24 protein-coding genes and 1 tRNA gene are annotated in these 19,702 nt (G+C 66.4%); 14 read left to right on the forward strand and 11 right to left on the reverse strand.

Going from position 1 to position 19,702, the window contains the following annotated elements; translation table 11 throughout:
* Positions 1 to 37: 37 nt before the first annotated feature.
* The 8 genes from ACZ1JS_RS11375 to ACZ1JS_RS11410 all read left to right on the forward strand — a co-directional run bounded on the left by ACZ1JS_RS11375 (position 38) and on the right by ACZ1JS_RS11410 (position 7,652).
* Positions 38 to 1,069 (forward strand): substrate-binding domain-containing protein, encoded by a 1,032-nt coding sequence (locus tag ACZ1JS_RS11375; protein WP_465166159.1) that lies wholly within the window; start codon positions 38 to 40, stop codon positions 1,067 to 1,069.
* Positions 1,069 to 2,451 carry a phosphate ABC transporter permease subunit PstC gene (gene pstC / locus ACZ1JS_RS11380; protein WP_242116845.1) on the forward strand — a complete coding sequence of 461 codons (1,383 nt, stop codon included), beginning with the start codon at positions 1,069 to 1,071 and terminating at the stop codon, positions 2,449 to 2,451. The genes ACZ1JS_RS11375 and pstC overlap by 1 nt, the downstream gene beginning before the upstream one ends.
* An 82-nt stretch (positions 2,452 to 2,533) precedes the next feature.
* Entirely contained in the window at positions 2,534 to 3,745 is a 1,212-nt protein-coding gene (pstA, locus tag ACZ1JS_RS11385; protein WP_465168680.1) for a phosphate ABC transporter permease PstA, read from the forward strand.
* Positions 3,745 to 4,527 carry a phosphate ABC transporter ATP-binding protein PstB gene (gene pstB / locus ACZ1JS_RS11390; RefSeq protein ID WP_242116844.1) on the forward strand — a complete coding sequence of 261 codons (783 nt, stop codon included), beginning with the start codon at positions 3,745 to 3,747 and terminating at the stop codon, positions 4,525 to 4,527. The genes pstA and pstB overlap by 1 nt, the downstream gene beginning before the upstream one ends.
* Before the next feature lie 10 nt (positions 4,528 to 4,537).
* On the forward strand, positions 4,538 to 5,239 hold the full coding sequence (phoU, locus tag ACZ1JS_RS11395) for a phosphate signaling complex protein PhoU (protein WP_465166160.1): 702 nt from the start codon (positions 4,538 to 4,540) through the stop codon (positions 5,237 to 5,239).
* Positions 5,240 to 5,241: 2 nt separating this feature from the next.
* Positions 5,242 to 5,934, forward strand: coding sequence for a phosphate regulon transcriptional regulator PhoB (gene phoB, locus ACZ1JS_RS11400; protein WP_242116842.1), 693 nt, complete (start codon positions 5,242 to 5,244; stop codon positions 5,932 to 5,934).
* A 78-nt stretch (positions 5,935 to 6,012) separates the two neighbouring features.
* On the forward strand, positions 6,013 to 6,423 hold the full coding sequence (locus tag ACZ1JS_RS11405; RefSeq protein WP_465166161.1) for a Fe-S oxidoreductase: 411 nt from the start codon (positions 6,013 to 6,015) through the stop codon (positions 6,421 to 6,423).
* A gap of 203 nt (positions 6,424 to 6,626) precedes the next feature.
* Complete coding sequence (locus ACZ1JS_RS11410) at positions 6,627 to 7,652, forward strand: hypothetical protein (protein WP_465166162.1); 1,026 nt, start codon at positions 6,627 to 6,629, stop codon at positions 7,650 to 7,652.
* Positions 7,653 to 7,702: 50 nt separating this feature from the next.
* On the opposite strand, the gene ACZ1JS_RS11415 is transcribed toward ACZ1JS_RS11410, so the two are convergent.
* Together ACZ1JS_RS11415 and epsC are read right to left on the reverse strand one after the other, a co-directional pair.
* Positions 7,703 to 8,044, reverse strand: coding sequence for a DUF2794 domain-containing protein (locus ACZ1JS_RS11415; protein WP_242116838.1), 342 nt, complete (start codon positions 8,042 to 8,044; stop codon positions 7,703 to 7,705).
* Complete coding sequence (epsC, locus tag ACZ1JS_RS11420; RefSeq protein ID WP_465166163.1) at positions 8,044 to 8,727, reverse strand: serine O-acetyltransferase EpsC; 684 nt, start codon at positions 8,725 to 8,727, stop codon at positions 8,044 to 8,046. The genes ACZ1JS_RS11415 and epsC overlap by 1 nt, the downstream gene beginning before the upstream one ends.
* 151 nt (positions 8,728 to 8,878) lie before the next feature.
* On the opposite strand from epsC, the gene ACZ1JS_RS11425 reads away from it, so the two are divergent.
* Complete coding sequence (locus tag ACZ1JS_RS11425) at positions 8,879 to 9,640, forward strand: sulfite exporter TauE/SafE family protein (protein ID WP_465166164.1); 762 nt, start codon at positions 8,879 to 8,881, stop codon at positions 9,638 to 9,640.
* Positions 9,641 to 9,847: 207 nt separating this feature from the next.
* On the opposite strand, the gene ahpD is transcribed toward ACZ1JS_RS11425, so the two are convergent.
* Both ahpD and ACZ1JS_RS11435 read right to left on the reverse strand, forming a co-directional pair.
* Positions 9,848 to 10,369, reverse strand: a complete 522-nt coding sequence (gene ahpD, locus ACZ1JS_RS11430; RefSeq protein WP_465166165.1) for an alkylhydroperoxidase, AhpD family — start codon at positions 10,367 to 10,369, stop codon at positions 9,848 to 9,850.
* Positions 10,370 to 10,500: 131 nt separating this feature from the next.
* Positions 10,501 to 11,043, reverse strand: coding sequence for a peroxiredoxin (locus ACZ1JS_RS11435; protein ID WP_345877914.1), 543 nt, complete (start codon positions 11,041 to 11,043; stop codon positions 10,501 to 10,503).
* A gap of 128 nt (positions 11,044 to 11,171) precedes the next feature.
* Here ACZ1JS_RS11435 and ACZ1JS_RS11440 point away from each other — a divergent pair, with 128 nt between their 5' ends.
* Both ACZ1JS_RS11440 and ACZ1JS_RS11445 read left to right on the forward strand, forming a co-directional pair.
* Complete coding sequence (locus ACZ1JS_RS11440) at positions 11,172 to 12,071, forward strand: hydrogen peroxide-inducible genes activator (RefSeq protein ID WP_465166166.1); 900 nt, start codon at positions 11,172 to 11,174, stop codon at positions 12,069 to 12,071.
* A gap of 104 nt (positions 12,072 to 12,175) precedes the next feature.
* The gene (locus ACZ1JS_RS11445) at positions 12,176 to 12,856 is read left to right on the forward strand and encodes a fasciclin domain-containing protein (RefSeq protein WP_465166167.1); all 681 of its coding nucleotides are present in this window, start codon (positions 12,176 to 12,178) and stop codon (positions 12,854 to 12,856) included.
* A gap of 229 nt (positions 12,857 to 13,085) precedes the next feature.
* Here the strand turns inward: ACZ1JS_RS11445 and ACZ1JS_RS11450 are convergent, their stop codons facing one another.
* Genes ACZ1JS_RS11450 through pgsA form a run of 3 tightly spaced genes read right to left on the reverse strand, consistent with a single transcriptional unit; the run spans position 13,086 to position 14,343 of the window.
* Entirely contained in the window at positions 13,086 to 13,523 is a 438-nt protein-coding gene (locus tag ACZ1JS_RS11450) for a molybdenum cofactor biosynthesis protein MoaE (protein WP_465166168.1), read from the reverse strand.
* Positions 13,520 to 13,777, reverse strand: coding sequence for a molybdopterin converting factor subunit 1 (moaD, locus tag ACZ1JS_RS11455; RefSeq protein WP_465166169.1), 258 nt, complete (start codon positions 13,775 to 13,777; stop codon positions 13,520 to 13,522). The genes ACZ1JS_RS11450 and moaD overlap by 4 nt, the downstream gene beginning before the upstream one ends.
* Positions 13,777 to 14,343, reverse strand: a complete 567-nt coding sequence (gene pgsA, locus ACZ1JS_RS11460) for a CDP-diacylglycerol--glycerol-3-phosphate 3-phosphatidyltransferase (protein ID WP_242116831.1) — start codon at positions 14,341 to 14,343, stop codon at positions 13,777 to 13,779. The genes moaD and pgsA overlap by 1 nt, the downstream gene beginning before the upstream one ends.
* A gap of 121 nt (positions 14,344 to 14,464) precedes the next feature.
* On the opposite strand from pgsA, the gene ACZ1JS_RS11465 reads away from it, so the two are divergent.
* Positions 14,465 to 15,769, forward strand: coding sequence for an MFS transporter (locus tag ACZ1JS_RS11465; RefSeq protein ID WP_465166170.1), 1,305 nt, complete (start codon positions 14,465 to 14,467; stop codon positions 15,767 to 15,769).
* Between the two features lie 9 nt (positions 15,770 to 15,778).
* Here the strand turns inward: ACZ1JS_RS11465 and ACZ1JS_RS11470 are convergent, their stop codons facing one another.
* The 4 genes from ACZ1JS_RS11470 to ACZ1JS_RS11485 all read right to left on the reverse strand — a co-directional run bounded on the left by ACZ1JS_RS11470 (position 15,779) and on the right by ACZ1JS_RS11485 (position 17,522).
* Positions 15,779 to 15,937: a hypothetical protein gene (locus ACZ1JS_RS11470; protein WP_465166171.1), complete on the reverse strand. Its 159-nt coding sequence runs from the start codon at positions 15,935 to 15,937 to the stop codon at positions 15,779 to 15,781.
* Between the two features lie 149 nt (positions 15,938 to 16,086).
* Positions 16,087 to 16,671, reverse strand: a complete 585-nt coding sequence (locus ACZ1JS_RS11475; protein ID WP_465166172.1) for a Crp/Fnr family transcriptional regulator — start codon at positions 16,669 to 16,671, stop codon at positions 16,087 to 16,089.
* A gap of 338 nt (positions 16,672 to 17,009) precedes the next feature.
* Positions 17,010 to 17,085, reverse strand: a tRNA-Ala gene (locus ACZ1JS_RS11480).
* A 119-nt stretch (positions 17,086 to 17,204) separates the two neighbouring features.
* Positions 17,205 to 17,522 carry an FYDLN acid domain-containing protein gene (locus ACZ1JS_RS11485; RefSeq protein ID WP_242116827.1) on the reverse strand — a complete coding sequence of 106 codons (318 nt, stop codon included), beginning with the start codon at positions 17,520 to 17,522 and terminating at the stop codon, positions 17,205 to 17,207.
* Between the two features lie 98 nt (positions 17,523 to 17,620).
* On the opposite strand from ACZ1JS_RS11485, the gene aroA reads away from it, so the two are divergent.
* Positions 17,621 to 18,952: a 3-phosphoshikimate 1-carboxyvinyltransferase gene (aroA, locus tag ACZ1JS_RS11490; protein WP_465166173.1), complete on the forward strand. Its 1,332-nt coding sequence runs from the start codon at positions 17,621 to 17,623 to the stop codon at positions 18,950 to 18,952.
* Positions 18,949 to 19,572, forward strand: a complete 624-nt coding sequence (locus ACZ1JS_RS11495) for a (d)CMP kinase (protein WP_465166174.1) — start codon at positions 18,949 to 18,951, stop codon at positions 19,570 to 19,572. The genes aroA and ACZ1JS_RS11495 overlap by 4 nt, the downstream gene beginning before the upstream one ends.
* The last annotated feature ends 130 nt before the right edge of the window (positions 19,573 to 19,702 follow it).

Consider the following 19,702-nt stretch of genomic DNA (forward strand, 5'->3'; position numbering starts at 1 on the left):
GCGAATGACCGTATACGCATCTGGAAACCGGAACCGCATGACCCGTCGGATCGCGTCCGCCTTGACCCTCGTGCTCGCGCTGTCGGCGTGCGAGCCGCAGACGTCGCGCGACCATATCCGCGTCGTCGGGTCGTCGACCGTCTATCCCTTCACCACCGCCGTCGCCGAGATGCTGGTGAACGCCAATCCCGATCTGCGCGCGCCGCTGGTCGAATCGACCGGCACCGGCGCCGGCGCGGCACTATTCTGTGCCGGCGTGGGACCGCAGCATCCCGATATCCTCGACGCATCGCGCCGGTTGAAGAAGTCGGAATATGCCGCCTGCCAGTCGCACGGCGTGAAGGATATCATGGAGGTGCAGGTCGGCGTCGACGGCGTGGCACTGGCCGAATCGAACAACGGCCCCAAGCTGCAACTTACCAAGCGTGACGTCTATATGGCGCTGTCGGCCAATCCGCTGGGCAAACCCAATAGCGCGCGGATGTGGAACCAGATCAACCCGGCACTGCCCGCGATCCCCATCCAGTTCTTCGGCCCGCCCGCGACCAGCGGCACCCGCGACGCGCTGGTCGAACTCATCATGGTCCCGGCCTGCGAAGCCGCCTTTCCGCAGGCAAAGGCGCTGAAGGACAGCGACAAGGATCGCTACGAGGATATCTGCACCCGCATCCGCGAGGATGCCGGCTATGTCGACAAGGGGGAGAACGACAATCTGATCGTGCAGAACCTGTCGACCAATCCCAATGCCATCGGCATCTTCGGCTATTCCTATCTCGAGGAAAACAAGTCGCGGCTGCACGGCGTGCCGATCGACGGCATCGCGCCCAGCTATGACAGCATTGCCGATGGCAGCTACCCGGGTGCGCGCCCGCTGTTCATCTATGTGAAGAAGGCGCACATCAAACCGGTGCCCGGCATGAACGACTTCCTCGCCATGTACGCAAAGTCATGGGATCCGGGCGGCCCGCTGACCCGGCGGGGCATGATCGCGGCGCCGGCTGCGGTCCGTGCCGAATCGACGGCGGAGATCGCGAACCAGACCGCGATGAACCCGGCGGAGCTGCACTGATGCACGGCGTCACGCTGATCCTGTTGGTGCTCGGCTTTGGCGGCATCGGCTGGATGGTCGCGCGCGCCCGCGCCGCACGCTTCGCCAAGCCGGCGACCGCTGCCGATCGCCCCAATTCGCTGCCCGGCCAGCATGGCTGGCACATGGCGATCTGGATCGCCGCGCCCGCCCTCCTGTTCCTCGGCATCTGGAGCGCGGTGTCGCCGGCGCTGGTGCGCGACGCGGTGTTGTCGACGCCCGCCGCCGCCGGACTGCCCGGCCCCGGCTTCGAACGCTCGGCGATATTGGCGGAGGCTCGTTCGCTGGCGCTGGGCAACGCCTATGGCGCGTTCAATCAACAGGCGGAGGTGCTGGCCCCTGCCTATGCCGCCGCGCAGAGCCGCTATGACTGGATCGGCACGACGCTCGCCATCCTGCTCGCCTTTGCCGGCGGCGCCTTCGCCTTCACCCGCATCCGCCCCGATTATCGTGCGCGCACGCAGGTCGAGCGCGCGGTGATGCTGGCGCTGCTCGTTGCCTCGCTGATCGCGATCCTGACCACGCTTGGCATCTTCCTGTCGCTGGTCATCGAAAGCTGGCGCTTCTTCCGCATCGTGCCGGTCACCGACTTCCTGTTCGGCACCAACTGGAGCCCGCAGGTCATCCGCTCGAACGATCCGGGCGCGACGCTGGGCGCGGTGCCGCTCTTCTGGGGCACCTTCTTCATCGGCGCGGTGATCGCGATGATCGTCGCCATCCCGTTCGGGCTGATGAGCGCGGTCTATCTGACGCAATATGCCAAGCCCGGCGTGCGCAAATGGATGAAGCCGATCCTCGAGATTCTCGCGGGCGTGCCGACCGTCGTCTATGGCTATTTCGCGGCACTGACCGTCGGCCCCGCGATCCGCGACGTCGCGGTGATGCTCGGCATGCCGTTCGCCAGTTCGGAAAGTGCGCTGGCCGCCGGGCTGGTGATGGGGGTGATGATCATCCCGTTCGTGTCGTCGATGGCCGATGATTCGATCGCCGCGGTGCCGCAGTCGATGCGCGACGGCAGCCTCGCCATGGGCGCCACCACCAGCGAGACGATCGGCAAGGTGCTGCTCCCTGCCGCCCTGCCCGGTGTCGTCGCCGGTGTGCTGCTCGCCGTCAGCCGCGCGATCGGCGAGACGATGATCGTCGTCATGGCGGCATCGGGCGCGGCGTCGATCACGCTCAATCCGTTCGAAAGTGCGACGACGGTCACCAAGCAGATCGTGGACCTGCTGACCGGCGAGGCGGAGTTCGACAGCCCGAAGACGCTCGCCGCCTTCGCCCTCGGCCTCACGCTGTTCGCGATCACCTTCCTTCTCAACGTCGTCGCGCTGCGCGTCGTGAAACGCTACCGGGAAGCCTATGAATAGTCCCAGCCTCGTCGCCGGATCGCCCGCCGTCGAGCGCGCCGCGACCCCCGAGCGCGTGCCCACCGACTGGAAGACGGGCGCGATGCAGAAGCGCATCCGCCGCCGCTATGCCGCCGAACGCCGCTTCCGTTTCTTCGGACTCGCCGCGGTCGTCCTGTCGGCCGGCTTCCTCGCCTTCCTGCTCGTCACGATGTTGATGAGCGGGATCGGCGGGTTCCAGCGGACCATGGTCTCGCTGCCGATCGACTTCCCCGCCGCCGGACTGGAGGTCGATCGCGCGCAGTTGCAGACGCGCGGCGCCGATCTGGCGCTGGCCGGCGCGGGCCTCGAAAACACCGTCAACGGCGCCGCCGCCGCCGCGTTCGGCGAGGAGAACCGCGTCGTCTCCGACAGCGCGTGGCTGACGGTGCGCGACGCGATCAAGGCCGACCCGTCGATCCTGTCGCGCAAGGTCACCATCGCCGTCCCCGCCGCGCCGGGGATCGAGGAAGCGACCAAGGCCGATGGCGAACCGGCGGACGAAGCGCTGGTCGCGCGGCTCGAAAAGGCCGGCGCGATCTCGACCGGGTTCAACACCGACTTCTTCAAATCGGCCGATTCGACCGATCCGACCGCCGTCGGCATCTGGGGCGCGCTGAAAGGCTCGCTGATGACGATGCTGGTGACGCTGCTGATCGCCTTTCCGGTCGGCACGCTGTCGGCGCTGTATCTCGAGGAATATGCGCCGCGGAACCGCTGGACCGACCTGATCGAGGTGTCGATCAACAACCTCGCGGCCGTACCCTCGATCATCTTCGGCCTGCTGGGCCTCGCCGTATTCCTCGGCACGCTCAACCTGCCGCGCTCGGCGCCGATCGTCGGCGGCCTGACGCTGGCGCTGATGATCATGCCGGTCATCGTCATCGCCGGGCGCAACGCGATCAAGGCGGTGCCGCCCTCGATCCGTGACGCCGCGCTCGGCATCGGCGCGTCGAAGGTGCAGGTCGTGTTCCACCACGTCCTGCCGCTGGCGCTGCCCGGCATCCTGACCGGCACGATCATCGGCATGGCCCGCGCGCTGGGCGAGACCGCGCCGCTGCTGATGATCGGCATGCGCGCCTTCATCAGCCAGCCGCCACAGGGTTTCGCCGATCCCGCGACCGTGTTGCCGGTGCAGATCTTCCTGTGGTCCGACCAGGTCAGCCGCGGTTTCATCGAAAAGACCAGCGCCGCCATCCTCGTGCTGCTGGCGTTCCTCCTCGCGATGAACGCGCTCGCCATCTATCTCCGCAATCGCTTCGAGACCCGCTGGTAATGACCGACACCAATCTCTCCAACGCCGTCCCGAAGCTGTCCGCGCGCGGTGTCGACGTATTCTATGGCCAGAAACAGGCGATCAAGGACGTGTCGATCGACATCGCCATGGAGCATGTCACCGCGTTCATCGGCCCGTCGGGCTGCGGCAAGTCGACCTTCCTGCGCACGATGAACCGGATGAACGACACCGTGTCGTCGGCCCGCGTGACCGGCGACATCCGGTTGGATGGCGAGGATATCTACTCCCCGGCGATGGACGTGGTGCAACTGCGCGCCCGCGTCGGCATGGTGTTCCAGAAACCGAATCCCTTCCCCAAATCGATCTACGAAAACGTCGCCTATGGCCCGCGCATTCACGGGCTGGCGGCGTCGAAGGGGGAAATGGACGGCATCGTCGAACGTTCGCTGACCCGTGCCGGGCTGTGGAACGAGGTCAAGGACCGTCTGACCGACAGCGGCACCGCGCTGTCGGGCGGTCAACAGCAACGGCTATGCATTGCCCGAGCCATTGCCGTCGACCCCGAAGTCATCCTCATGGACGAACCCTGTTCGGCGCTCGATCCGATCGCGACGGCGAAGATCGAGGAACTGATCCACGAGCTGCGCGGCCGCTACGCCATCGCCATCGTGACGCACAACATGCAGCAGGCAGCACGCGTGTCGCAACGCACCGCCTTCTTCCATCTCGGCACGCTGGTCGAATACGGTCGTACGTCCGACATCTTTACCAACCCCCGCCAAGAGCGCACAAAAGATTACATCACGGGACGTTATGGTTGAGGGAGACGAAATGGCGACCGGCCACGAACACACCGTCAAGGCGTTCGACCGCGATATCGGGCATTTGCGCGCATTGATCTCGCAAATGGGCGGCCTGGCGGAACAGGCGATCAGCGACGCGATGCTGGCACTGACCCGCAACGATCCCGCGCTCGCCAAACAGGTCCGCGCGCAGGACAAGGCGATCGACGCGATCGAGGCGGAGGTCGAGAAGCTGACCGTCCGCGTCATCGCGCTGCGCGCGCCGATGGCCGACGATCTGCGCGAGGTGGTCGCCGCGCTGAAGATCGCCGCCGTCATCGAACGCATCGGCGACTATGCCAAGAACATCGCCAAGCGTGTGTCGTCGATCCATGGCGAAACCCATGATCCGCGCATCGAACCGCTCAGCATCCTGCCGGCGATGGCGCAGCTCGCCGCCGACATGGTCCATGACGTGCTCGACGCCTTTTCGGCGCGCGACGCGCAGGCGGCGGTCGAGATCTGCAAGCGCGACAATGCGCTCGACGATTATTACAACAGCATCTTCCGCGTGCTGGTGACCTATATGGTCGAAAATCCCAAGACGATCAGCCAGGTCGCGCACCTGCTGTTCGTCGCCAAGAACCTCGAACGCATCGGCGACCATGCGACCAACGTCGCCGAAATGGTCTATTTCGCCGCCACCGGTCAGACGATGGCGGAGCGTGAAACCACGGAATTCGCAGGATAATCATGACCAAGGCACGGATGTTGCTGTTGGAAGACGATGCGGCGCTCGCTGAACTCATCGCCTTTCATTTCCAGCGCGAGGATTTCGAGGTCGTCCGCACGCACGAAGGCGAGGAAGCGCTGCTGCTCGCGCGCGAGGCCACGCCCGACATCGTCCTGCTCGACTGGATGGTCGAGGGGCTGTCGGGGATCGAGGTGTGCCGCCAACTGCGTCGCCAGGCCGAGACGCAGAACGTCCCGATCATCATGCTGACCGCGCGCGGTGAGGAGGAAGACCGGGTCCGCGGGCTCGAAACCGGCGCCGACGATTATGTCACCAAGCCGTTCAGCCCCCGGGAACTGGTCGCCCGGGTCAACGCCGTGCTCCGCCGCGTCCGCCCGGCACTGGCCGGCGAAGCGCTGACCTATGCCGATATCGAAATGGACACGGTCGGCCACCGCGTGCGGCGCGGTGGCGACGTCGTGCCGCTCGGCCCGACGGAATTCCGTCTTCTCAAGCACTTCCTCGAACATCCCGGCTGGGTCTTTTCGCGCGAACGACTGCTCGATGCGGTGTGGGGCCATGATTCGGACATCGAATCGCGGACCGTCGACGTACATATCCGGCGACTGCGCAAGGCGATCAATGTGGGCGATCGGCCCGATATCATCCGTACCGTGCGTTCGGCGGGCTATGCACTGGACGCGACCGGCTGAAGACTGAACCGGAAACCTTTTCGACTTGGCTCGTTTGGTCCGCAGCCTAAACGAAACAAGTCGAAAAGGAATCTTCCGATGAAGACTGTCGCTTTCATGGCCGCTCTGCTGATCGGTAGTGCCGCCGTCGCCCAGACGACCCCGCCGACCACGCCGCCCGCCGATTCGACGATGCAGCCGGGCATGCCCGCCGCACCGACCCCGCCCGCCGACAACATGACGCCGCCGCCCGCGCCGATGGCGCCGGATGCGAACGCACCGGCCGATCCGAACGCGCCCCCGCCGCCGCCTGCCCCGATGGCGGCCGATCCCAACGCGCCGATGGCACCGCCCGCCCCGCCGGCACCGATGGCTGGCGCGCCGATGGCCGGTTCGCCACAGGTGACCTTCGCACCGCCGCAGGTGACCCCGCCCACGCCCGCCCCGCAGAATTATCCGGTCTGCTCGCGCACCGTAAAGGATAGCTGCCGCAACCCCGGCGGCAGGTAAAATCGGGGCCTTGGCGGCCCAATCCGCGCCCCGCCTTCACTGGCGGGGCGTTTTTTTGCGTTTCGCGGAGAGAGAGGGTCGGTCGAAGCTCCGTCTTTCCGTCGCGCCGGTGCAGGCCCGATCAAGGGTCGACTGCACCAAACAACCGTGTTGCTACAGCAATACACTACTGCTATACTCGACCAACACAGGGAGGTAGCAGCATGTATAGCGAAAGCGATCTGAACGGCGCGGTGGAGGCCGGGGTCCTGTCCCCCAACACCGCCGAAGCACTCCGCGCCCATATCGCGCGGCAACGCGCGACGCCGGTGGTGGACGAGGAACATTTCCGCCTGCTGACCGGCTTCAACGACATCTTCGTGTCGGTCGCGCTTGCCCTGCTGCTGGTATCGCTCGCCTGGATCGGCGGGACCATCCTGACGCCGCTCGGCGGCCTTGGCGTTGCCGGCGCCGCATGGTTCCTCGCCGAATATTTCACGGCACGTCGCCGCATGGCCCTGCCCAGCATCCTGCTGCTACTTGCGTTCGTCGGCGGCGTCGCCGCGACGCTGTTCGGCATCGTCGTCGAACTCGATCCGCAGAACGTGCCCGATCGTACCACGGCGATGATCTTCGCCGGCATCGGCCTCGTTGCGGCGGGTGCGGCCTGGGCGCATTGGCGGCGCTTCATGGTGCCGATTACCGTCGCTGCCGGGGCGGCGGCGCTGGTCGCGACCGTCGCGTCGCTGCTCGTCGCGGCGTTTCCAGCGCTCAAGGACAACTTCTATCCGATCACCCTGCTCGGCGGGATCGGCGTGTTCGTCGCGGCGATGCGCTGGGACATGAGCGACCGCGATCGCCGTACCCGGCGCAGTGACGTCGCCTTCTGGCTGCACCTCGTCGCCGCACCGCTGATCGCGCATTCGCTGTTCCAGCTGCTCGGCGTATTCGGTCCCAGCGTGACCCTTCCGATGGCGGCGGTGGTGATCGCGCTCTACATCCTGTTCGGCCTCGTCGCGCTGGCCGTCGACCGCCGCGCGCTGCTGGTCTCGAGCCTCGCTTACGTCCTCTACGCGCTCTACGCCCTGTTCGAGAAAGCGGGCGCAGTCGAACTGTCGGCGGCGTTCACCGCCTTCGTCATCGGATCGGCGCTGCTGACGCTATCGGTATTCTGGCAACCGATGCGCCGTACGGTGGTTGGGGTGCTCGGCGGCCTGGGCCAACGCCTGCCGCCGGTGGCGATGGCCTGAAACATTCCTTGAGCAGCGAACTTGCGGCCCCGGGCGACCGGGGCCGTCTTTTATTCCTCGACCAGCTTCATCAGCCGCCGTTCGACCGGGGCCAGCACCGGGCCAAGCTCGTGACCGCGCTTCACCACAGCGCCTGCTTCGCCGACCAGCGCCCACATGCCCTGCTTGTTGCGCAAGGACGGCCGCTTCTCGATTCGGAATTCGGGCCGTTCGGTCGCGCGGCGGAACGCGCTGAACACCGCCGCGTCGCGCCCCAGATCGATCGCATAGTCGCGCCAGTGCCCCGCCGCGACCATCCGCCCGTACAGGTCGAGGATGCGGGTCAGTTCGGCGCGGTCGAAGCCGACCTGTCCGGGCTGGCGTGGGGCGGGAAAGGGCGTGACGACTCCCATCAGGCCCGGTCGCGATGGTCCTGTTGCTCGGCCAGCACCTCGTCCAGCCGCTTGCGAAGCGTCTCCAGTTCGCAACGCAGCAGTTCGATACGCTGCGTCTGCGGATCGAACGTATCGCGGCAGGGGGTGCCATAGGGGACGAAGCGCGGATCGCCCGCCTGCCCGCCCTCGACCACCGTCGGACGCGCCGGGATGCCGACGACCGTCGTGCCCTCCGGCACGTCCTTCGTCACCACCGCATTGGCACCGACGCGCGCACGCCGCCCGATGGTGATCGGTCCCAGCACCTGCGCGCCCGACCCGATGATCGCGCCGTCGCTGATCGTCGGGTGGCGCTTGCCGGCGATGCCGTTGTCGGGGCTGGTCCCGCCCAGCGTGACATTCTGGTAGATGGTGACGCCGTCACCGATCTCCGCCGTCTCGCCGATCACGACGAAGCCATGGTCGATGAAGAAATGCCGCCCGATCGTCGCACCCGGATGGATGTCGATCGCGGTCATGAAGCGCGAAACGTGATTGACGACCCTTGCCGCGAAAAACCATTCGCCGCGAAACAGCCGATGCGCGACCTTGTGCAGCGCGACCGCCCAGACCCCGGGATAGGTCAGGATTTCCGCGCGCGACCGCGGCGCGGGGTCGCGCGCCTTGATCGAATCCAGATAGCGCACGAGCCGCGCGAACATGGGCAATCCCCTTAACCGATGCCTGCATGTAGGCACCCTGCCGCCCGCCGCCAAGCCATGCTGTAGGCGTAACAAAGCCCATGTATCTTGTAGGCATTGTCGTTTGCCGTCATCACTGTCCGCCGCTTGAGCCGATATCGAAGGAAATTGGATGTTCGAGAATATCGACTGGGCGCGTCTGGCCGAATTCATTGCCGCCGGATTCGCTGCCCAGATCGTCGATGGCGCGCTCGGCATGGCGTTCGGGGTGATTTCGTCGACGCTGCTGGTCAGCGTATTGGGCGTACCGCCCGCGACCGCCTCGGCCAGTGTGCATGTCGTGGAATGTTTCACGACGGGCGTGTCGGGGATCAGCCATGCGCTGCACAGGAATGTGAACTGGAAACTGTTCGGGCGGCTGGTGCTGCCCGGCATCGCCGGCGGGGTGACCGGCGCCTATCTGCTGTCGTCGCTCGACGCGTCGGTCACGCGGCCGTTCGTGATGACCTATCTGGCCGGGATAGGCATCTATCTGTTGTGGCGCGGCCTGCGGAAGCCGCCCGAGCCGAAGGAGCCGAAGATCATCGCCCCGTTGGGGCTGGTCGGCGGCTTTCTCGACGCGGCGGGCGGTGGCGGCTGGGGCCCGGTCGTGACGTCGAACCTGCTGGTACAGGGCGCGACGCCGCGCACGACGATCGGCACGGTCAATACCGCCGAATTTTTCCTGACGGTCAGCATCTCGCTGACCTTCCTGCTCAACCTCGGGTTGGAGGCGTTCACGACCGCCGTGGTCGGGCTGCTGATCGGGGGAATCGCCGCCGCGCCGTTCGGGGCGATGTTCGCCAAGCACATCCCGGCGCGCACGCTGCTGATCCTGGTCGGCATCGTGCTGACGATCACCAGCCTGTACAGCGTGTACCGGTCGCTGTCGTAAGCCGTTCAAAAGGGAAATAAGAAGCGGTTCGCGCAGAGGCGCAGAGGCGCAGAGGCGCAGCGGGGTTTCGTTCGGGGCGATCGATCGCGCAGCGATCGCCCACCGCTTTCGCTGCGCCGAAGGCAGTGGCCCCGCTGTCGCGGGACGATCGTGCGCCAAAACCTCTCTGCGCCTCTGCGCCTCCGCGCGAACCAAACTTCTTCTTACTTACGCCACGGCCGCGTGGACCGTAGCGACCGCCGCCAGCACCGCACCGATCCGCACCGCGCCCTGGATCACCTCGGCCTTCACGCCGTGCTTCTTCAGCACGTCCTCATGCGCGTCGATGCACATGCCGCAGCCGTTCATCGCCGACACGGCCAGGCTGAACAGTTCGAAATCGACCTTCTCAATCCCCGGCGCGGCGATGACGTTCATCCGCAGCTTGGCCGGCAGATTGCCATATTCCTTGTTCTTGGCGAGGTGGACGAACCGGTAATAGACGTTGTTCATCGCCATCACCGCCGCCGCCGCGCGCGCCGCATTGGCCGCTTCGGGCGACAGCTTGTCGGCGACTTCCGCCTCGGCCGCGTCGACCAGCGGCTTGTGGCCGGTGGCATGCGCGCAGGCCAGCATCGTCCCGAACTTCTTCTGCGGGTCGAGCACCGTCTCGTTCAGCAGCGAGCCGACGTTCAGGCGGATATCCTTGGCGAAATCGGGCAGCGCGCCCGCAAAATCCTTGAGCGACATGGGTTCTTACCTTCGATGAAAACACGTCACCCCAGCGCACGCTGGGGTCTCCCAGTTACGGAGAGACCCCAGCCTGCGCTGGGGTGACGCATGGGATCATGGGGGCGGGACCGCGGCCCCGCCCGGATGGATTACGCCGCGACCTGGAGGACGTCGTCGCCCTTGTTCCAGTTGCACGGGCACAGTTCGTCGGTCTGCAGCGCGTCGAGCACGCGCAGCGTTTCCGCCGGGTTGCGACCGACGTTCAGGCCATTGACCTGCACCGCCTGGATGACATTGTCCGGATCGATGATGAAGGTCGCGCGGAACGCGACATGCTCGTTCTTGTCGAGGATGCCGAGCTTGCTCGCCAGCACCGCGCCATTGTCGGCGATCCACGGGAAGTCGGCGGCGGCCAGATCCGGGTCCGACTTGCGCCACGCCAGGTGGACGTGCGCGGTGTCGGTCGATGCGCCGATCAGCACGGCGTCACGATCGGCGAAGTCGTCCTTCAGTTCGCTATAGCCGACGATCTCGGTCGGGCAGACGAAGGTGAAGTCCTTCGGCCAGTAGAACAGCACCTTCCACTTGCCCGGGAACGCGTCGTGGCTCAGCGTCTCGCCGGCGGGCAGCGCGCTGGTGCCCTGCTGGACGGGAACGGTGAATTCGGGAAGCTTGTCGCCAACGGTCAGCATAGGATGCCCTTTCTTTTGGTGCGTTGCCGCACCGTGAATTGCTGCATCGCGATATAAGGTACGATCCGGACCGATCCAATCGGAATTCCCCTTGGGAATGATCGGTGCAATCGATAAGTAACGCACCCATGTCGGTGTACCTGCCTACGCTCAAGCAACTTCAATATCTTGTCGCGCTTCGCGACGCGGGCCATTTCGGCCGCGCCGCCGAGGCGTCGTTCGTGACGCAATCGACGCTGTCCGCCGGCATCCGCGAGCTGGAAACCCTGATCGGGGTCGTGCTGGTCGAACGCACCCGCCGAGTCGTCCGCTTCACCCCGCTTGGCGAAAGCATCGTGACCAAGGCGCGCAAGGTGCTGCGCGAAGCCGAGGAACTGACCGACATGGCACGTGCCGCCGGACGGCCGCTGTCGGGCGAGATGCGGATGAGCGTCATTCCGACCATCGCGCCGTTCCTGCTGCCGCGCCTGCTGCCCCGCCTGCGCCGCGACTATCCCGACCTGAAGCTGTTCCTGCGCGAGGAGCCGAGCGCGGCGGCATGCGAGGGGTTGCACCATGGCCGCACCGACTGCGTGCTGCTGGCGCTTCCCTATGGCTGTGGCGAGGTCGAGGTCGCGCCGCTGTTCGAGGACCGGTTGCTGCTCGCCGTCCCCGGCAACGACAGCGGCGACCCCGCCCCGCTGGTCGCCGACGATATCGATCCCGAACGGTTGCTGCTGCTGGAGGACGGCCATTGTCTGAAGGACCACGCCCTGCGCGCCTGCGAACAGCCTGAACTGCGCGGACAGGCGATGATGATGGGCACGTCGCTGCACACCATCGTCCAGATGGTCGACAACGGTCTCGGCACCACCATGTTGCCGCAAATGGCGATCGATGCCGGCATTCTCGACAATACCGGCGTCACTGCCCGCCCGATCGAATCGCAAAATGCGCAGCGCCGGATCGCGCTGGTGTGGCGTCGCGCCTCGCCGCGCGAACGCGATTTCCGCCTGCTGGCCGAGGTACTGGCGGCCGAGCGCGGCTGATCCAAATCAGTCCGGCGGGAACCGTTTTCGCCGCTGAACCGTATTTCCGGGGTCGGTGTGCGACGCACCGCATATCCAATTTTCGCAACCACCGGAGAAAACCGATGATTCGCGCCACCATTTCCACCGCCGCGCTCGCCCTGTCGCTGGCCGGCACCGCTTATGCCCAGACCGCGCCGGCGCAACCGGCCCCCACCGCCACGACCGGCGCGCGGACCGGCACGACCGCGACCGTGACCACCCCGGTCGGCACGGTCCAGACCGGCGTACAGGCCAATACCAACGCTACCGCGACCGCGCCGGTGATGGTCGGCGGCGCGCCGATGCTGCCGACCGCGACGATCGTTGCCAATGCGTCGAAGGCCAGCAACCTGACCACGCTGGTCAAGGCGGTACAGGCCGCCGACCTGACCGCGACGCTGTCGGGGCCGGGTCCGTTCACCGTCTTCGCACCCACCAACGAAGCCTTTGGCCGCCTCGCCCCCGGCACGCTCGACACGCTGCTCAAGCCCGAGCAGAAGCCGTCGTTGACCAAGGTGCTGACCTATCACGTCGTCCCGGGCAAGCTCGATTCGGCCGCGCTCAAGGCGCAGGTCGAGGCCGGCGGCGGCACCGCGACGCTGACCACGGTCGAAGGTCAGCCGATCAAGGCGACGCTGGAAAACGGCGCGCTGGTGCTGACCGATGTCGGCGGCGGCAAGAGCTATGTCACCCAATATGACGTCGAACAGTCGAACGGCGTGGTCCATGTCGTCAACGGCGTGCTGGCGCCGAAGCTGGGCTGATCCGTTTTCGAGGAACGAACGAGTCGGACGGGAGCGATCCCGTCCGGCTTCTGCTTGAGACGTGGCTTAACGCTTTACCGTTGGGTTCGAGCAGCTTCGAGCGAGGTCGAGAAGCGCCCGTCGAGAACGCCCCACCCCGAACGCGACGCTACCGACCACCCCGGCGGAACCCCGTTGGTGCTAATGGGAGGCCGCCCCCGTCGACGCCCTTATCGAGGCGCTGCCCCCTTCACCCCCACCGCGCCGCCGCAGCATCGTCGCTCTCGCGCGCCTCGACCCAGCGGGCATCGCCACCGCGCCGCTCGCGCTTCCAGAACGGCGCCCCGGTCTTCAACCGGTCGATCAGAAACGCACAGGCTTCCAGCGCCGCACCGCGATGCCGCGCGGTCGTGGCGACGAACACCACCCGGTCGCCCGGCACCATCGGCCCGACCCGATGGACGACCGCCGCCTTCGCCAAGGTCCAGCGCGCGACGGCTTCCGCGCATAGCCCCTCCAGTGCGCGCTCGGTGGCACCGGGATAATGTTCGAGTGCCAATTCGGTCACGCCATCGTCGCCGCGCACCAGCCCGGTGAAGGTCGCCACCGCGCCGGCATCGTCCGCCTCGGCCAGCGCGAACTCCGCCGCGATGTCGATCGGCGTCTCCTGTACGACGACGCGGATCATCCGCCGGTCACCGGCGGAAAGATCGCGATCTCGCGCGAGCCGGCAATCGCGGTGTCGAGCGGCACGAACGCCTGATCGACCGCGGCGCGCAGCCGTTCGCGATGTTCGAACGCCGTCGCATAGCCGCCGCCACGCGTGGCGAGCCAGTCGACCAGTCCGGCGACCGTCGTGACGTCGGCGGGCGGATCGACCCGCTCGCTGCCCTGCCCGATCGCTTCGCGCACCCATGCGAAATAGAGGATCTCGATCGCCATCAACTGTCCATGTGCTTCAAACCGACCCGCAGATAATCCCAGCCGGTGATCGCGGTCAGCACCGCCGCCCCCCACAGGCATATCAGGCCGGTGATATGGACGAACGGATAGGCCGGGACCGCGCCGGCAAGGATCAGCGCGCCGAACGCGACCAGTTGCAGCGTCGTCTTCCACTTGGCGAGCTTCGACACCGGCAGCGACACCTGGATGCCGGCGAGGAACTCGCGCAGCCCCGACACCGCGATCTCGCGCAGCAGGATGACGAGTGCGGCGATCAGGTGGATACCGGTGATGATCGCCACGTCATGCCGGGTGCCGACCAGCATCAGGATGACGGCGGCGACCATGATCTTGTCGGCGATCGGGTCGAGGAACACGCCCAGCTTCGACACCGTCCCCTGCGCACGTGCCAGGTAACCATCGAAATAATCGGTGATTCCCATCAGGCAGTAGAGGGCGAAGGCGATCGCATAGCCCGCCTCCCACATCGGCCACCACAGGAACGCGACCAGCAGCGGCACCGCCAGAATACGCGACAAGGTCAGAATATTGGGAAGCGTCAACACGGGCGCGGTCTAGCACCGCGGCGCCCCCCGGCGAAAGCGGCAATCGGCGATTGAAGCGGGCGGCTTGGCTCGGCTACACCCCCGCAACACCCTGCGGGGACATAATTAGGTCGTTGTTCGAATGATAAATGCGCTGGGGTTGCTCAAGCAGCGCCGTTTCCTGCCGCTGTTCGTCACCCAGTTCCTGGGCGCGTTCAACGACAATCTGTTCAAGCACGCGATGGTGCTGTTCGCGACCTACCAGCTGTTCAAGGACCCGGCGAGCGAACAGAATTTCAACGCGTTGGCCACCGGCCTCGCCATCCTGCCCTTCGTGCTGCTCTCGGCACTGTCGGGACAGCTTGCGGACACGCATGACAAGGCGCGGATCATCCGCATCGTCAAGACTGCCGAGATCGGCATCATGCTGTACGGCGCGGCGGGGATGCTGATCGCGCGCACCGGATATGTCACGACCGGCGTGGTGATGATGCTGAGTGCCGTCGTGATGCTCGGCGTCCATTCGACTTTCTTCGGGCCGATCAAATACGCGATCCTGCCGCAGCATCTGGAGGATCATCAGGTGCTGGGCGGCACCGGCCTGATCGAGGCGGCGACCTATCTGTCGGTGCTGACCGGCACGATCGTCGCGGGGTGGATCAGCGTCGAATGGGCCGCCGGCCTGGTGGTGGTCGTCGCGCTGATCGGCTGGGTGACGGGCCGGTTCGTGCCGCCCGCCCCGCGCAGCGGCCCCGAACTGACCATCAACTTCAATCCGCTGACGTCGTCATGGCACCTGATCGCGGCGACGATGCATATCCGCCGCCTGTTCCTCGCCATCCTGTCGATCAGCTTCTTCTGGACGATCGGATCGGTGCTGATCGTCATCTTCCCGGTGCTGGTGAAGAATATCCTGACCGCCGACCAGCAGGTCGCGTCGCTGACCATCGCGATCTTCTCGATCGGGGTCGCGATCGGATCGATCATCATCAACGCGCTGTTGAAAGGACAGATTTCGGCGCGCTATTCGCCCGCGTCGGTGATCGCCATGGCGGCGTGCGTCCTCGCCTTCGCGTTCGAGGCGCGCAACTGGGTGCCGGCGCCCGACAATGGCCTGTACGGCGTCATCGATTTCGTGACCCATCCGCAATCGCTGCTGCTGCTCGCCACGCTGGCGCTGATCGCGATCTTCGGCGGCATGTTCGTCGTGCCGCTCTACGCCTTCCTGACCACCACCGTGACCAAGGACCAGACCGCGCGGACGGTGGCGGCGAACAATGTCGTCAACTGCGCGTCGATGACGGTCGGCGCGATCAGCGTGATCCTGCTGACCAAGGCCGGACTCGGCCCGACCGACATGCTGCTGATCGTCGCCGGCATGTGCCTGATTTCGGCATGGCTCGCGGCCCGGCTGAACAAGGCGTGCCGCGACGGCTGCCCGGCCTAGCCGTCAGAGTTACAGCAAAAACGTATAGAAGCAGATGAAGAACGCCGTGAAGCTGACCGCGAACAGCTTCAGGTCGCTGTCGTCGCTCGACACCGGCACGCCCGCCATCCTGGACAAGCTGGCGCGGAAGGGGTGACGGCGCGGGGCGACGGGCTGCGGTTTCATCATTACCGCTCTTAACGTTTCGTTTACGATTTCGCCCAACGTCAAACGCGTCCCGCCGGTCCGAAAGCGGGACGTGCGGTACAGCTGGCGTCTGATCCGGCAAAGCCGGATCAGAACGGCCCCGGCCCGCTTCCACGAAAATGGATTAAACTCTACACAGCGCTCGGCACCGTGCGGTCGAGATGGAGATAGCCCGGCGTGAACGACGCCACCTGGCACAGCCGGTCGAGGTCGAGGATCGTCAGCGTCCGCCCCGCCCATTCGATCAGCCGTTCACGACGCAGTTCCTGCACCATCCGGTTGACGTGCACCGGCGTCAGCCCGGTCGCCTCCGCCAGATCGGCCTGGGTCAGCGGGAATTCGCACGACAGCCCCGGACAGCGCCCGACCAGCCGCAGCCGGAAATACACTTCGCAGAACAGCAGGGCGATCCGCTCGCGCGCCGATCGCAGCCCCAGGCTGGCGATCCATTCGCGATGCGTACCGAACGCGACGTGATCGTTCCACCACAGCGCCTGCGCGATGCCGACCCGCGCCTCGGCCAGCGCCGACAGCGCGTCGGGCGACACCTCCGCCACCGTCATCGCCGTGATCGCGCCGACCGCATGGTCCATCCGCGCCACGACCTGCGGGTTCGTATCGAACAGGTCGCCCGGCAGCAGCAGCGACAGCAGCTGCCGCCGTCCGTCGGGCATCTGTCGATACCGACAGCCCCAGCCATCGAGCACGAAGTGCACGAATCGCGGCGCCTCGCCTTCCGACACGATGTCGCGGCGCGGCGCGATGCTGCGCTGACGCTGATCGAGCAATTCGTCGATCAGGACACGGTCGGCGTCGCATAACCCGGAATATACGAATAGTCGCGAACGATATCGCAGCGCTTGGCCCCCTGTCATAGGGGGTTTCCGCTAGCGGCTGTTGCCGCTCCGTTCGCTATACTGGTTTAATTGCGCGCGTTTCTCGCGCATTTTGCCGGGCATTTGCGACGATGCCGGCGGTACACGGCATACCGTGTCCGAAAGCCGGAAAGCATCGCAACAAAAAACCCCGCGTCACCGCGGGGTTCTTGGAAAAATGGTGGAGCCGAGGGGGATCGAACCCCTGACCTCTGCAATGCCATTGCAGCGCTCTCCCAGCTGAGCTACGGCCCCGTCCATTTTGCAAAGCCGCTGCTGGTCGGCGGCCTCGCTTCCCCTTGCGGGGAGGAGCGCCCTCTATGCGGAGGGCGCCGGTTTGGCAAGCGCCTTTTGCGCCCGCCGCCCCAAAAAAATCAACGCTCGGCGTCGCTGTCCTCGTCGGACGTGTCGACGCCCAGATCGTCGTCGCCGCCCAGATCGACATCGTCGTCGGCCGACGGCTCGTCGTCGCCCTCGATGTCCAGATCGTCGCCCAGATCGGCGTCCTTGGCGCCTTCCTTCTCGACCTTCACCTGTTCGAACGGCAGCGGCTGCTTCGACTTCAGGATCGGTTCGGGCGTCCAGTGGACGCCGCAATTGATGCACGTGACCGGGTCTTCGTTACCCAGATCGTAGAAGCGCGTCGCGCATTTCGGACAGGTACGCTTCGTACCCCATTCCGGCTTCACCATGTGTAGCCAAACCTTTCGGTGTCGTGGAAGAACAGGGCACATGCCCCGGATGCGCCGCGCCTTGCCATAGCGGGCACGCGCTGTCAAAGCCGCCGGTCATGCACCACGCCCAGCCTACCCCCCTGTCCGTCGCCGCCAGCGGTCCGCTGACCGGCACCGCGCCCGTTCCCGGCGACAAGTCGATCAGCCACCGTTCGCTGATGCTCTCGGCGCTGGCCGTCGGCACCAGCCGCGTGACCGGGCTGCTGGAGGGGGAGGACGTGCTCGCCACCGCCGCCGCGATGCGCGCGATGGGGGCGACGATCGTGCGGGGCGACGACGGCATCTGGACCATCGACGGCGTCGGGGTCGGCGGGCTGCTGCAACCCGCCGCCGCGCTCGACATGGGCAATTCGGGCACCTCGACCCGGTTGCTGATGGGACTGGTATCGTCCCACGCGATAACCGCGACCTTCACCGGCGACGCCTCCTTGAGCAAGCGGCCGATGGGTCGGGTCATCGAACCCCTCAGCCAGATGGGCGCGGACATCACCGCCAGCCCGGGTGGCCGCCTGCCCCTCATGCTGCGCGGCATCGTGCCGGCGGTGCCGATCGACTATACGCTGCCGGTCGCCTCGGCACAGGTGAAGTCGGCGATCCTGCTCGCCGGCCTGAACACGCCGGGCATCACCCGCGTCGTCGAACCGGTGCCGACCCGCGACCATAGCGAGCGGATGCTGACCGGCTTCGGCGCAAAGCTGACCGTCGAGCAGACATCGGCCGGCCGCGTCATCGAACTGCATGGCGAAGCGGAACTGAAACCCCAGACGATCACCGTCCCCGGCGACCCCTCATCCGCCGCCTTCCCGGTCGTCGCCGCCTTGCTGGTGCCGGGCAGCCATGTCACCATCACCAATGTCGGGCTGAACCCGACCCGCGCCGCGCTGTTCGACGTGCTGCGCGCGATGGGCGGCGATATCACCTTCGAAAACCGCCGCGATGTCGGTGGCGAGCCGGTCGCCGATCTCGTCGTGCGCGCCTCGACCCTGACCGGGATCGAGGTCGACCCGGCGGTCGCCCCGTCGATGATCGACGAATTCCCGATCCTGTTCGTCGCCGCCGCACTCGCCAAGGGGCGCACGGTGACCCGCGGGCTAGAGGAACTGCGCGTCAAGGAAAGCGACCGCATCACCACCATGGCCGAAGGGCTGCGCGCGATCGGCGCGCGGGTCGAGGAGACCGAAGACGGCCTGATCATCGACGGCACCGGTGGCGACCCGCTGCCCGGCGGCGGCACCATCGCCGCGAAGCTCGACCACCGCATCGCGATGAGCTTCGTCGTCGCCGGCCTCGTGTCGCGCGAACCCGTCACCATCGACGACATGGCACCCGTGGCGACCAGCTTCCCGACCTTCACCACGCTGCTGCGTGGCCTCGGCGCAACGCTATGATCATCGCGGTCGACGGCCCGGCGGCATCGGGCAAGGGCACCATCGCCCGGGCGCTCGCGAAGCATTTCGGTCTGCCGCATCTCGATACCGGGCTGCTCTACCGCGCCGTCGCGACGCTTGTCCTGCGCGAAGGGCTCGACCCGGAGCGCGAGGCGGACTGCGTCGCCGCCTGCGACTTTCCCGACGCGTTACTTTCCGATCCATGGCTGCGCACCGACGAAGCCGGCCAGACCGCCTCGATCGTCTCCGCCCACCCGCTGGTCCGCTCGGCGCTGCTGCGTCGCCAGCGCAAATTCGCGCAGCAGCCGGGCGGCGCGGTCCTCGACGGCCGCGACATCGGCACCGTCATCGCCCCCGAAGCCGATGCGAAACTGTTCGTAAAGGCCACCCCGGCGATCCGCGCCCGGCGGCGTCACGCCGAACTGAGCAAGGCCGGCTCGACCGTCACCTATGACCGCGTGCTCGCCGACATCCGCGCTCGCGACGAACGCGATTCGTCACGCTCCACCGCACCCTTGGTCATGGCGGCGGACGCCGCACCGCTCGACACCAGCTTCCTGTCGATCGAGGCATCGGTCCAGCGCGCGATCGCGATCGTCGAGGGGCAGCGCAAGGGGTAGGGTGCGGGGGTGGGGGGGAGTACCCTAACCCCCACCCTTATCCTTAACCCCCAACCCCCAAACCGTTCGGTTCGAGCAGCTTCGAGCTTGTCGAGAAGAGGGTTGGGTGAACCATGCCCCGCATGGTTCA

This window comes from Sphingomonas sp. BL-S-05, assembly GCF_055521695.1.

What these genes read in the sequence shown, in the direction of transcription:
- ACZ1JS_RS11375 (WP_465166159.1), top strand. Translation starts at nt 38, where the DNA reads ATGACCCGTCGGATCGCGTCCGCCTTGACCCTCGTGCTCGCGCTGTCG.
- pstC (WP_242116845.1), top strand. Translation starts at nt 1,069, where the DNA reads ATGCACGGCGTCACGCTGATCCTGTTGGTGCTCGGCTTTGGCGGCATC.
- pstA (WP_465168680.1), top strand. Translation starts at nt 2,534, where the DNA reads ATGCAGAAGCGCATCCGCCGCCGCTATGCCGCCGAACGCCGCTTCCGT.
- pstB (WP_242116844.1), top strand. Translation starts at nt 3,745, where the DNA reads ATGACCGACACCAATCTCTCCAACGCCGTCCCGAAGCTGTCCGCGCGC.
- phoU (WP_465166160.1), top strand. Translation starts at nt 4,538, where the DNA reads ATGGCGACCGGCCACGAACACACCGTCAAGGCGTTCGACCGCGATATC.
- phoB (WP_242116842.1), top strand. Translation starts at nt 5,242, where the DNA reads ATGACCAAGGCACGGATGTTGCTGTTGGAAGACGATGCGGCGCTCGCT.
- ACZ1JS_RS11405 (WP_465166161.1), top strand. Translation starts at nt 6,013, where the DNA reads ATGAAGACTGTCGCTTTCATGGCCGCTCTGCTGATCGGTAGTGCCGCC.
- ACZ1JS_RS11410 (WP_465166162.1), top strand. Translation starts at nt 6,627, where the DNA reads ATGTATAGCGAAAGCGATCTGAACGGCGCGGTGGAGGCCGGGGTCCTG.
- ACZ1JS_RS11415 (WP_242116838.1), bottom strand. Translation starts at nt 8,044, where the DNA reads ATGGGAGTCGTCACGCCCTTTCCCGCCCCACGCCAGCCCGGACAGGTC.
- epsC (WP_465166163.1), bottom strand. Translation starts at nt 8,727, where the DNA reads ATGTTCGCGCGGCTCGTGCGCTATCTGGATTCGATCAAGGCGCGCGAC.
- ACZ1JS_RS11425 (WP_465166164.1), top strand. Translation starts at nt 8,879, where the DNA reads ATGTTCGAGAATATCGACTGGGCGCGTCTGGCCGAATTCATTGCCGCC.
- ahpD (WP_465166165.1), bottom strand. Translation starts at nt 10,369, where the DNA reads ATGTCGCTCAAGGATTTTGCGGGCGCGCTGCCCGATTTCGCCAAGGAT.
- ACZ1JS_RS11435 (WP_345877914.1), bottom strand. Translation starts at nt 11,043, where the DNA reads ATGCTGACCGTTGGCGACAAGCTTCCCGAATTCACCGTTCCCGTCCAG.
- ACZ1JS_RS11440 (WP_465166166.1), top strand. Translation starts at nt 11,172, where the DNA reads ATGTCGGTGTACCTGCCTACGCTCAAGCAACTTCAATATCTTGTCGCG.
- ACZ1JS_RS11445 (WP_465166167.1), top strand. Translation starts at nt 12,176, where the DNA reads ATGATTCGCGCCACCATTTCCACCGCCGCGCTCGCCCTGTCGCTGGCC.
- ACZ1JS_RS11450 (WP_465166168.1), bottom strand. Translation starts at nt 13,523, where the DNA reads ATGATCCGCGTCGTCGTACAGGAGACGCCGATCGACATCGCGGCGGAG.
- moaD (WP_465166169.1), bottom strand. Translation starts at nt 13,777, where the DNA reads ATGGCGATCGAGATCCTCTATTTCGCATGGGTGCGCGAAGCGATCGGG.
- ACZ1JS_RS11465 (WP_465166170.1), top strand. Translation starts at nt 14,465, where the DNA reads ATGATAAATGCGCTGGGGTTGCTCAAGCAGCGCCGTTTCCTGCCGCTG.
- ACZ1JS_RS11470 (WP_465166171.1), bottom strand. Translation starts at nt 15,937, where the DNA reads ATGATGAAACCGCAGCCCGTCGCCCCGCGCCGTCACCCCTTCCGCGCC.
- ACZ1JS_RS11485 (WP_242116827.1), bottom strand. Translation starts at nt 17,522, where the DNA reads ATGGTGAAGCCGGAATGGGGTACGAAGCGTACCTGTCCGAAATGCGCG.
- aroA (WP_465166173.1), top strand. Translation starts at nt 17,621, where the DNA reads ATGCACCACGCCCAGCCTACCCCCCTGTCCGTCGCCGCCAGCGGTCCG.
- ACZ1JS_RS11495 (WP_465166174.1), top strand. Translation starts at nt 18,949, where the DNA reads ATGATCATCGCGGTCGACGGCCCGGCGGCATCGGGCAAGGGCACCATC.